The following is an 11149-nucleotide window of genomic DNA, read 5'->3' on the forward strand; positions in this document are numbered from 1 at the left end:
TGCCATCATCGACCTGCAGGGCGTGCAGTTCGGCTACTCAGGCCGTGCAGTGCTGGACATCGCACAGCTGCAGGTGCGCGCAGGCAGCAGCGTGCTGCTGCGCGGGACCAGCGGCTCGGGCAAGAGCACGCTGCTGGGCCTGCTGGCGGGCATTCTGCTGCCGGCGAGCGGCAGCATCCGGGTTGCCGGCCATCGGGTGAACACGCTCGGTGCCGCCGCGCGCGATCGTTTCCGTGCCGACCAGCTGGGCGTGATCTTCCAGCAGTTCAACCTGCTGCCGTTCCTGAGCGTGCGCAACAACATCGCCCTGGGCGTGCGCTTTTCGCCATTGCGCAACGCGCGCATTGAAGGTGGGCTGGACGCGGAAATCGCGCGTCTGCTGCGTGCGCTGCRGCTCGATCCGGCACTGATGCCGCGCGCGGCAGGCACGCTCAGCGTCGGCCAGCAGCAGCGCGTTGCCGCTGCCCGTGCCCTGATCGGTCGCCCGGCGGTACTGCTGGCCGACGAACCGACCTCGGCGCTGGATCCCGAAGCGGCCACGGCGTTCGTGCAGCTGATGTCCGCGCAGTGCCGCGCCGCTGGCACCACCGCGCTGGTGGTCAGCCACGATGACCGCCTGCAGCCGTTGTTCGACCAGGTGTTGTCGCTGGGTGATCTGAACCGGGCAGGGGGTGCACATGTTTGAGTTGGCCTGGGCCAGCCTGCGCAGCCGCGCCTTGAGCGTGAGCCTGACCGTGCTGGTCATCACCCTGAGCGTGGTCCTGCTGCTGGGCGTGGAACGTATCCGCACGCAGGCCCACGAAGGCTTTGCCAGCACCGTCTCGGGTACGGACCTGATCGTGGGCGCACGCTCGGGGCCGGTGAACCTGCTGCTGTACTCGGTCTTCCACATCGGCGACCCGACCAACAACGTGTCCTGGCAGTCCTACCAGGAACTGTCCACGCTGCCGCAGGTGATATGGGCGGTGCCGCTGTCGCTGGGCGATTCCTGGCGTGGCTATCGGGTGATCGGCACCACCGCCGGCTATTTCGAACATTACCGGCATGGCGCAGGGCATGCGCTGGCATTCGCGCAGGGCCAGCCGTTCGACGACCTGTATGACGCGGTGGTCGGCGCTGAAGTCGCGCAGGCCGCGCACATCGGCCTGGGCACTGAGATCGTGCTGGCCCATGGCACCGGTGCGGTAACGCTGGCCACGCATGCCGACAAGCCGTTCCGCGTGGTCGGCATCCTGCAGCGTACCGGCACGCCGGTGGATTCGTCCGTGCTGGTGTCATTGCCGGCGATCGAAGCGATCCATGTCGATTGGCGCTCCGGCGTGCAGTTGCGCAGCCAGCATGTCAGCGCAGAACAGGCACGGCAGCTTGRCCTGACCCCGACCAGCATCACCGCCTTCATGCTCGGGCTGAACTCGCGCATCGCCACCTTCGGCGTGCAGCGCAGCATCAACGAGTATCCGGACGAAGCACTGCAGGCGATCCTGCCCGGCGTGACGTTGCAGCAGCTGTGGCAGTCGCTGGGCACTGCCGAGCGCGCGCTGCAGCTGATCAGTGCGATGGTGGTGCTGCTGGGCATGGTGTCACTGATGGCGCTGCTGGTATCGACGCTGCAGGAACGCCGCCGTGAGWTGGCGGTGCTGCGCGCCACCGGTGCGCGTCCGGCCTATGTGGCCTGCCTGCTGGTCGTTGAGGCCGTGGCCACTGCAGCAATGGCCTGCGCGTTGGCGCTGGCGGTGCTGACCTGTGCCAGCGCGGCCGGGCGCAGCTGGGCGCTGGCCAATTTCGGTCTGTCGATCACCCACGTCTGGCCGGACGCGCGCGAACTGGCCTGGGTGGGCGGCGTGCTGCTGATCAGCGCGGTTGCCGGCCTGCTGCCTGCGCTGCTGGCCTACCGGCGCACCCTGGCCGATGGCCTGGCGCCTGCGTCGTGAGCGCGGGCGTGCGCTGGTTGCTGCTGGTTGCGGCAATGCTGCTGGCCGCCTGCACGCGGCCGACCGATACCGGTGTGCAGGCACTGCCGCCGTCGCCGGTACAGAGCAATGCTGGCACGCAAAGCGAGCAGGAACTGGACTGGCTGCAGATGCTGCCCAGCGACGAACTGGCAGCACTCGAGCGCGGTGAGGGGCCGGAGGTGCAGCACAACGGCAACCGGCGCATGGCCCAGTTCGGTACGTTCCGTACGGTGGACGCGGTACTGGATCGCGCAGTGCGGTTGCCGGGCTACGTGGTGCCTTTGGCCAACGCGGCAGATGGCCGACTGGTCGAATTCCTGTTCGTGCCGTACTACGGCGCGTGCATCCACGTACCACCGCCGCCACCGAACCAGATCGTGCATGTGGTGCTGCCGCGGCCGATCGCCATGCCCGACATGTACTCGCCGTTCTTCCTGGCAGGCGTGCTGCGCGCCGAGCGGGTGGACGATGATCTTGCCGGCTCGGCCTACAGCATGGCCGACGCCGAACTGAGGCCTTATGAACCGTAGCGCGAAGCTGCTTGCCGGTGCTCTTGCCGCTGTACTGCTGGCCAGTTGTGGCCGGCCCGTCGTGGACGCCTTACCGCCACAGGCCAACAATGCTGCTGCGTCGCCGGTGGCGGCGTCTGCAGTGATCGACCGCTGGGACGCGCTGATGCCCGAGGAGGACAGCTTCCAGCGTCCACCGCCGCAGATCGGGCTGTCACGTGGCAATGGCATGGACGGGGTGGGGGGCTTGATCGACGATACGGGTTCGGGCTCGCTGCCTGGGCAGGCCATCGATCACTCCAGCCCGCTACGCGCGCAGCAGTTCGGCTCGTCGGCGGTGGTCGATGGCGTGGACGGACGTGCGCTGGACCTGGATGGCTATGTGGTGCCGCTGGCGATGAACGACGCCGGGCAGGTGGACGAACTGCTGTTCGTGCCGTTCTATGGCGCGTGCATCCACGTGCCGCCGCCACCGCCGAACCAGATCATCCATGTGACCCTGGCCACCCCCATCACGATGGGCGCGCTGTGGGATCCCTACCGGCTGTCAGGGCGCCTGCAGGTGAAGCACTTCGAGGCGGATATCGCCAGCGCGTCCTATGACGCTGCCGCAGCGACGCTTTCCGCGATCAGCCGATGACGAGCACCCGATGACGAGGCGCCGCGCACGCACCGTCGCGCTGCTGATCGTGGTGTTGCTGCTGGCAGGCACCGGGGTGGCGCTGCTGTGGAACGCAACGCACGCGCCCTCGCCACCGGCCGTTGCATTTCCCGCACCAGTGGCGGAAGCGCAGGCACGCATCGAACATCACCTGGCGGCCGACAAGGCCTTTCGTGATGACCTGCTGTTCCTGCTGGTGGCGACGCTGCGCGACCGCTGCGAACCAGCGCAGGCGGGAGTGCTGGCGCGCATGGCCAACCGTGCGTCGCTGCCGGTGCTGGCGGCGGTCAGCGCCGTGACCGCGCAGGATGCGAGCCTGGACCGACCGATCTACCAGTACATCCAACACCGCGCCGACGCCACCGGCTGCGGTCAGCCACTGCGCGTGCCGGCAGGCGAAGGCGGCACTATCGAGGTGGACATCGAACAGTACGCGCGCACCTTCCCGGACAGCTACTTCGATCCGCAGCGCAGCAGTGTGCCGCGTGACTTCGGCGCGCGTCCGCTGGCGGAACGCGCCGGCAACGCCTGCAACAGCGTGGTCTATTCGGTGCTGCCGCTGGGAGGGGGCGATTGGCGCTGCAGCACGCTGCGCAGCAACGCCCGCGCGCGGGTGCGTGTGCTGTGCGAAGACCAGATGCAACGGCAGCACGGCCATCTGCGGGGAGAGCTGGATGCCGCAGTGGGACGCGCCATGCAGGATCCGATCGTGCAGGCGGTCGCTGCCTTGCCTGCGGAGTGCAGGTAGGCCCCGGGTCATGAGGCAGGGAGCATTGCACCTCCCGGCAGCTGAATGGATCTGACTGGTAGCCCCATAACTATACAGGATGTCCTGTATAGTTATGGATGTACTCCTTCCCCATCCAGGTTCCCATGGCTCTCTCCCAGCCCTTGGACGGTGCTCCGTCCCTGTCGCGCGCCCGACGCTGGTCGCTGCTGTTCACCGTTGCCGCCGGCCTGCTGCTGGTCACGCTGGACAACTCGGTGCTGTATACCGCGCTGCCGACCCTGACCGAGGAGCTGTCGGCCAGTGCCGGGCAGGCGCTGTGGATCATCAACGCCTACCCGCTGGTGATGGCCGGTCTGCTGCTGGGCGCTGGCACCCTGGGTGACCGCATCGGCCACCGCCGGATGTTCCTGGTCGGGCTGGTGGTGTTCGGCATCGCCTCGTTGGCAGCGGCGTTCTCTGCAACCGCAGGGCAGCTGATCGCCGCGCGTGCCTTCCTCGCCGTGGGTGCGGCGGCGATGATGCCGGCCACGCTGGCCTTGATCGGGCTCAGCTTCCATGAAGAACGCGAGCGCAACATCGCCATCGCGATCTGGGGTTCGGTGGCCATCGTCGGTGCGGCGCTGGGGCCGATCATCGGTGGCTTGCTGCTGCAGCACTTCTGGTGGGGCTCGGTGTTCCTCATCAATGTGCCGGTGGTAGTGGTCGCTTTCATCGCGACCCTGCTGCTGGCGCCGGAAGGGCAGCGCGACAGCACCCGCCCATGGGACCTGCTGTCCTCGCTGCTGGCATTGGCCGCGCTGTCGGGCCTGGTACTGGCGATCAAGTCGCTGATCGCCACGCCGCCCTCGTACAGCGTGGGCGCGGTCTCGCTGCTGCTGGCGATCATCTCCGGCATCGCCTTCAGCCGCCGCCAGCAGCAGCTGCCTTATCCGCTGCTGGATTTCGCCATCTTCCGCAATCCGGCCTTCCTTGCCGGCACCCTGTCGGCGGTGTTCACCCTGTTTGCGATGGCCGGGCTGCAGCTGCTCACCACCCAGCGTTTCCAGCTGGTGGCCGGCCTCAGCCCGTTGCAGGCGGGCCTGCTGGTATCGGTGGCGGCGCTGGGCAGCCTGCCCAGCGCGTTGCTGGGCGGCAGCGTGCTGCATCGCGTCGGCCTGCGTCCGCTGATCTGCGGCGGTCTTGCGGCCGGTGCGGTAGGTGTGGGCGTGGTGGCGCTGGGCTTCCCGCATGGGCTGGGCTGGGTGGTGGCCGGCATGGCGATCACCGGCTTCGGCATGGGTGCTGCCATCTCGGTGGCGTCCACCGCCATCCTCAACAACGTGCCGCCGCATCGTGCGGGCATGGCCTCGTCGGTGGAGGAAGTGTCCTACGAGTTCGGCGGTCTGCTGGCCGTCGCACTGCTGGGCAGCCTGAGCGCTGCGATGTACGGCGCTTTCCTGCCGGAGTCGGCGGGTATTCCCGCCGCCGCGCGCGAGGGCTTCACCCAGGCGCTGCACGTGGCGCGTGAGGTGGGGCAGGGCGAGTGGTTCGCGCTGGCCACCGCGGCCTACGATCGCGGTTACCAGATCGTGCTGCTGGTGATCAGTGCGGTGCTGGCGGCCGGCGCGGTGATCATCGCGCGCCTGCTGCGTGGACGCGCCGGTGGCCGCGACGGCGCCGCCGATCGCGTAAAATAACGGCATGAGAACCAGCAAGCGCGAGCGCATCCTCGACGCCGCCGTCAGCGTGATCAACCGCGACGGGGTGCGTGCGGTCACCTTTGAATCGGTGGCGGCCGAGGCGCAGTTGACCCGTGGCGGCCTGCTGTACCACTTTCCTTCGCGCGAAGCGTTGCTGCGCGGCATCGACGAGCACCTGGTGCAGAGCTGGGAAGCATCGATGGAGGCGCTGCTGGGCAAGTCGGCCGGCGAGGCCACTGCGCTGGAGCGCTACCAGACCTTCGTGCGTGTGTCGGCGCAGAGTGCCACCCGGGCCGAGCTGATGTTCATGCTGGACTCGGTGGACCCCGAATTCCCCAGCGAGCGGCCGTGGGCACCGGTGGTGCAGCGCTGGGCGCCTTCGCCACCGGCCGCCGGCAGCGACGATCCGGCGGCGCTGGATAATTTCGTGGCGCGGCTGGCCGCCGATGGCCTGTGGATCTACGAGGCCATGTACGAAGGCCAGCTGGACGAGAACGTGCGCGCGCAGGTGACCGAACGGATCGGCGGGCTGCTCTCTCCCGAACGGTCYCGCAAGGCGTAGCAGCCAGTCCATCCGCTGAGGGCGCCCGTCAGGCAGGYGGATGCCCGTGCAGGCCATCCCCCTGCAGCCGCTCCGGGTGGGTATACACGTTGAAGCCTTCTTCGCGGGCGAAGCCCACCAGGCACAGGCCGGCACTGCGGGCCAGATCGATGGCCAGCGCAGTGGGGGCCGAGACGGCGGCCAGTACGCTGGCACCGGCGCGCGCGGCCTTGCTGACCATTTCGTAGCTGGCACGGCTGGATACCACCAGCAGGCCGCCATCGATGCTGTGTTCGTTGTGGTGCAGTGCACCGATCAGYTTGTCCAGCGCATTGTGGCGGCCGACGTCTTCGCGCACCCAGCCGATGCGGCCACTGGCATCGGCCMAGGCCGCTGCATGGGTCGAACCACTGGCAGCATTCATCGGCTGGCGTAGGGCCAGCCCAGCCAATGCCCGCTGCAGTGCAGCCGTCTGATACGTGCGGCGGTCCTTTACCGGAGGCAGCGGACGCAGCACGTCCTCCAGCTGGCGCGCACCGCACAACCCACAGCCGCCGCGACCCGGCAGCAGGCGCCCGTTGTCAGGATCCAGTGCGGCGCCGGGGGCGTCGGCGGACACGCTCATATTCAGCTCGATGCCCTCCAGTTGTGGCTGCACCTGGATGGACAGCAACTGGTCAGGACGCTCGATCAACCCTTCGCTGAGCGAGAAGCCCAGCGCGAAATCCTCCAGGTCGCATGGCGTGGCCATCATCACCGCGAAGGCCGCGCCGTTATAACGCATCGCCACCGGTACTTCTTCGGCGATCGTATCGACCCGTTGCTCCTGCCCCGTGCTGCGCCAGCGCTGCAGCGTGCGCAGGGCCGTGCCGGCGGGCGGGGGCGAAGGCAACGTCGATCCGGGCATGCGGCACATCCTGGGTAAAGCAGAAGGGCAGGCTACGCCCGGAGGATAGCGCAGCCATCCAGTGAAGACGCGGCGGTAACCGTTGCCATGGCAGCCTGCTGTACCCGGGCCGGGCCATGGCGCTGGGGTTGCCGGTGTGCTTGACTGGCCACGGCAGCCGGGCGCGAGCCCGGCTCTGCTGGCAGGCACACCACCAACGCAGGTTCCCGACCATGTCCGAACAGAAGCCGCCGCGTTACAAGCCTTACAACCAACCGGCAGGCGGCTGGGGGGCCGCCGGTGCGACCGCCAAGGTGCTGCTGCAGCAGAGCGTGATCGGCAAAGGATCCAAGGCGCTGCTGGCGATGAACCAGCCGGGCGGATTCAAATGCCCCAGCTGCGCCTTCCCCGATGCCGACCACCGCAAGAAGCTGGAATTCTGCGAGAACGGTGCCAAGGCCCTGGCCTGGGAAGCGACCCAGCACCGGGTGACCCGTGAACTGTTCGCCCAGCACACCGTCACCGAGTTGATGGCGCAGACCGATTACTGGTTGGAGCAGCAGGGCCGGCTGACCGAGCCGATGCGCTACGACGCCGCCACCGATCACTACGTGCCCTGCGAATGGGACGAGGCGTTTGCACTCATCGGTCGCCATCTGCAGGCGCTGGACAACCCCGACCAGGCCGAGTTCTACACCTCCGGCCGCACGCCCAACGAGGCGGCGTTCCTGTATTCGATCTTCGTGCGCGAGTTCGGTACCAACAACTTCCCGGACTGCTCGAACATGTGCCACGAGCCGACCAGCCGTGGCCTGCCACCAGCGATAGGCGTGGGCAAGGGCACCATCGTGCTGGACGACTTCGAACACGCCGAGGCGATCTTCGTGATGGGCCAGAACACCGGCACCAACTCGCCGCGGATGATGAGCAACCTGGTGGAAGCGCGCAAGCGCGGTGTGCCGATCGTGGCGGTCAACCCGATGCCGGAGCGTGCCCTGATCCGCTTCACCGAACCACAGGACGTGGTGCAGATGGCCACGTTCGGTTCCACCGAGATCACCAGCGAGTTCGTGCACGTCCGCATCGGCGGCGACCTTGCGCTGATCAAGGGCATGATGAAGGTGATGTTCGAGCGCGAAGCCCAGGGTGAGTCAGTGCTGGATCATGCGTTCCTGGCCGAACACACCGTTGGCCTGGAGGCGCTGCGCGAGGACGTGCTGGCGCAGGACTGGGATGAGATCGTGCGGGTGTCGGGCATCGCACAGGAACAGATCCGGCGCTGCGCGGAGATCTACATCCGTTCGCAGGCGACGGTCATCTGCTATGGCATGGGCCTGACCCAGCACCAGCAGGGGTCGCGGCTGCTGCAGCAGGTGGCCAACCTGTTGTTGCTGCGCGGTAATTTCGGCAAGCCGGGCGCGGGTATCGGTCCGATCCGTGGCCATTCCAACGTGCAGGGCGACCGCACCGTCGGCATCGACGAGAAGCCCACGGCGCGCTACCTGGATCGCGTGCAGCAGGTGTTTGGTTTCGATCCGCCGCGCGAGCACGGCCACCATGTGGTCGAGTCGATCGCGGCGATGCTCGATGGCAGTGCCAAGGTGTTCATCGGCATGGGCGGCAACTTCATCCATGCCGTGCCCGATACCGAGCGCGCCTACCAGGCCATGCGCAGACTGGAACTGACCGTGGGCATCGCCACCAAGCTCAACCGGGGGCATCTTGTGCACGGTCGCGACGCGCTGATCCTGCCGGTGGTGGCGCGCTCGGAGTGGATCCGCACGCCGAAGGGCGAGCAGTTCGTCACCATCGAAGATGCGATGTCCAACGTGACGGCGTCGCGCGGCGTGCTGGAGCCGGCCAGCGACCAGGTGCTGCCGGAGGTGGAGATCGTCTGCCGGATGGCGATGGCAACGTTGCCGGGCAGCAAGGTGGACTGGGCCGCGTACATGCACGATTACGGCCCGATCCGCGACTTGATCGCCGCCGTCTACCCGGCCATCTATGCCGGCTTCAACGAGCGCATCCAGGCACTGCACGGCTTCCATCTGGATATTCCGCCGCGCAGGCGCGTGTGGCCGACCCCGAACGGCAAGGCCAACATCCTCGTCATGCCGGGCCTGGAAGTGAACACGGTAGTCGATGACCCGGAGATGCTGCGGCTGGCCACGGTGCGCTCGCACGACCAGTACAACACCACCATCTACAGCTACAACGACCGCTACCGGGGCGTGTACAACGACCGCATGGTGGTGTTCATGAACATCGAGGACCGTCTGGCGCGCGGGCTCGACAAGGAAGCCCTGGTGAGCCTGGAAACGATCAGCGACGACGGCGTGACGCGGCGAATCGAAGGCCTGACCGTGCTTGACTACCCGATGCCGCGCGGGGCGCTGGCGGGCTACTACCCGGAGCTCAACCCCCTGCTGCCGCTGGACTACTACGATCGGATCAGCGGTACGCCAGCGGCGAAATCCATTCCGGTACGGATGCGCGCGCAGGTCGACGTGCCCGCGTAGGCGCCGATCCTACAATTGCTCGTTGTCGCTCAGCACGATGCTGCCATCCAGCAGCACCGGCACCATCTGGGTCCAGCCCTTGGCGTTGTAGTCGAGGCTGACCAGGTACACCCAGCCGCGCGCTGCGTCCTCGCTCTGCGGCGCAGCGCCGGCGGTGAACCGCTGCAGGCTTACCTCGGAGACCACGAAGTCATCGCCGGGATAACGCAGGCGCGCGTGGGCCAGTGCTGCCGCCGCAGCTTGATGCACCGACAGCGGCGGCTCGGCGCGTGCCGGGTCGAACGCGGGAAGCGTTCGCAACCGCGTCCCGCTTACCTGCCAGCGCTCATGGGTGTGGTCACCATCGCCGCTGGACAGCACGGTCCATTGGCGTTCGCCTGCCATGACCGGAAGGCTCAGCAACGCGGACAGCAGGAGGGCAGCAGAGGGGAAGCGGGCAGGCATGGAAAGGCTCCAATGAACGTCATGCATGATGACAGCAGGCAGCGGCGACGGGCGCATCGTGCGTCGGCTATCATCAGCCCGTGGATATATCCGGCCTGCTGCTGCGACTGATGCTGCTCCTGACCCTGGTGCTGAATGCACCGGCGCTGGCGCTTGCCTCGGGCGGCATCAACGGTCAGTCCGGCGGCGGTCATTGCGATGGCCCCCACGAGATCGCCGACGCTGCGATCTCTGTCACGCCCGCCTGCTGCGATGAACGGAACGCAGCCGCGTGCAGCAGCGAGGATTGCGAGTGCGTGCCGGCGAGTGTGGCCATGCTGCCGTCGGCGGCAAGCCTTGCTGCATGGCCGCTGCGTGCAGTGCCCGGTGACGCGCTGCCGCCGGCTCATCCCGCGCCTGCGCTACCTCACCTGATTCGCCCGCCGATCGCCTGATCGCGCGCAGGTTGCGTACCTGCCGTCCTGCAGTACCCCTCATCTACTTGACCCACGCGCATCCGTCGCGTGGATGGCAGGCGCTCGCGCCTGCGATTGCAAAGGAAAACCTGATCCATGAACCGCATTCTTTCCCYGAGCCTGTTACTCACCCCCGTTCTGCTGGCCACCGCCTGCGTGCGTGCCTCCGAAGAGGCCGTGTCCTCGCCCGCAACCGCAACCGCAACCGCCTCGGCGGTCGAGGCGACGGCCGGAGCGAAGATCGACCGGGAGCTTCCGTTGGCCATCGTGCACAAGACGGCCAGTTGCGGTTGCTGTGGCGTGTGGGCCGACCACCTGAAGGCTGCCGGCTTCGCGGTTGAGATACGCGATACCGATGACATGCATCCGGTCAAGCAACGGCTCGGCGTACCGGCCGGCAAGGCGTCCTGCCATACCGCCGAGATCGGTGGCTACGTGGTGGAAGGCCATATTCCGGCCAGCGACATCAAGCGCCTGCTGAAGGAAAGGCCGACGGCACGTGGCCTGGTGCTGCCGGGGATGCCGGCGGGATCTCCGGGCATGGAAATGCCTGATGGCCATGTGCAGCCGTATACCGTGGAGCTGGTGCTGGCCGATGGCAGCACCCAGCCCTTCGCACAGCACGGGCAGGGTGGCTGACAAGGTGTGGCGGGCGCGGCGGCGGATCGCCGCCGCGCCTGGTCAACGCTGCTTTTCGCGTTGCTTCTTCAACTGCGCGTCGAAATTGCGTTCGGCCGTGTCGGCGTAGTCCTGGCAGGTCATTGCCTTGGCAC

At 67.5% G+C, this 11149-nt stretch carries 12 protein-coding genes; 10 read left to right on the forward strand and 2 right to left on the reverse strand.

All coding sequences use genetic code 11. From position 1 onward, the window contains the following. The first annotated feature begins 4 nt into the window (after positions 1-4). The 7 genes from AC1VAN_RS02450 (at position 5) to AC1VAN_RS02480 (ending at position 6093) form a co-directional block, all read left to right on the forward strand. The gene (locus AC1VAN_RS02450; RefSeq protein WP_480985209.1) at positions 5-685 is read left to right on the forward strand and encodes an ATP-binding cassette domain-containing protein; all 681 of its coding nucleotides are present in this window, start codon (positions 5-7) and stop codon (positions 683-685) included. Then, positions 678-1931, forward strand: coding sequence for an ABC transporter permease (locus AC1VAN_RS02455; protein WP_480985206.1), 1254 nt, complete (start codon positions 678-680; stop codon positions 1929-1931). The genes AC1VAN_RS02450 and AC1VAN_RS02455 overlap by 8 nt, the downstream gene beginning before the upstream one ends. 35 nt (positions 1932-1966) lie before the next feature. Then, on the forward strand, positions 1967-2482 hold the full coding sequence (locus AC1VAN_RS02460) for a DUF3299 domain-containing protein (RefSeq protein WP_425602701.1): 516 nt from the start codon (positions 1967-1969) through the stop codon (positions 2480-2482). Continuing rightward, positions 2472-3101, forward strand: a complete 630-nt coding sequence (locus AC1VAN_RS02465) for a DUF3299 domain-containing protein (protein ID WP_442251790.1) — start codon at positions 2472-2474, stop codon at positions 3099-3101. The genes AC1VAN_RS02460 and AC1VAN_RS02465 overlap by 11 nt, the downstream gene beginning before the upstream one ends. Positions 3102-3111: 10 nt before the next feature. Then, the gene (locus tag AC1VAN_RS02470; protein ID WP_442251791.1) at positions 3112-3870 is read left to right on the forward strand and encodes a hypothetical protein; all 759 of its coding nucleotides are present in this window, start codon (positions 3112-3114) and stop codon (positions 3868-3870) included. 125 nt (positions 3871-3995) lie between these two features. After that, positions 3996-5528 (forward strand): MFS transporter, encoded by a 1533-nt coding sequence (locus tag AC1VAN_RS02475; protein WP_080148668.1) that lies wholly within the window; start codon positions 3996-3998, stop codon positions 5526-5528. Between the two features lie 4 nt (positions 5529-5532). Further along, positions 5533-6093 (forward strand): TetR/AcrR family transcriptional regulator, encoded by a 561-nt coding sequence (locus AC1VAN_RS02480; RefSeq protein ID WP_025874422.1) that lies wholly within the window; start codon positions 5533-5535, stop codon positions 6091-6093. A 28-nt stretch (positions 6094-6121) separates the two neighbouring features. On the opposite strand, the gene fdhD is transcribed toward AC1VAN_RS02480, so the two are convergent. Continuing rightward, on the reverse strand, positions 6122-6979 hold the full coding sequence (gene fdhD, locus AC1VAN_RS02485; RefSeq protein ID WP_480985207.1) for a formate dehydrogenase accessory sulfurtransferase FdhD: 858 nt from the start codon (positions 6977-6979) through the stop codon (positions 6122-6124). A 212-nt stretch (positions 6980-7191) separates the two neighbouring features. Between fdhD and AC1VAN_RS02490 the strand changes: the two genes are divergently transcribed. Further along, a complete protein-coding gene (locus AC1VAN_RS02490; RefSeq protein ID WP_478013499.1) occupies positions 7192-9477 on the forward strand; it encodes an FdhF/YdeP family oxidoreductase in 2286 nt (761 codons plus the stop codon). Positions 9478-9486: 9 nt separating this feature from the next. Here the strand turns inward: AC1VAN_RS02490 and AC1VAN_RS02495 are convergent, their stop codons facing one another. Continuing rightward, positions 9487-9921, reverse strand: coding sequence for a hypothetical protein (locus AC1VAN_RS02495; RefSeq protein WP_442251793.1), 435 nt, complete (start codon positions 9919-9921; stop codon positions 9487-9489). A 110-nt stretch (positions 9922-10031) separates the two neighbouring features. Here AC1VAN_RS02495 and AC1VAN_RS02500 point away from each other — a divergent pair, with 110 nt between their 5' ends. Beyond that, entirely contained in the window at positions 10032-10355 is a 324-nt protein-coding gene (locus AC1VAN_RS02500) for a hypothetical protein (RefSeq protein WP_144435761.1), read from the forward strand. A gap of 117 nt (positions 10356-10472) precedes the next feature. Further along, complete coding sequence (locus tag AC1VAN_RS02505; protein ID WP_480985208.1) at positions 10473-11015, forward strand: DUF411 domain-containing protein; 543 nt, start codon at positions 10473-10475, stop codon at positions 11013-11015. Positions 11016-11149: the final 134 nt, after the last annotated feature.

It is taken from the genome of Stenotrophomonas sp. 05L44_2 (assembly GCF_056665995.1).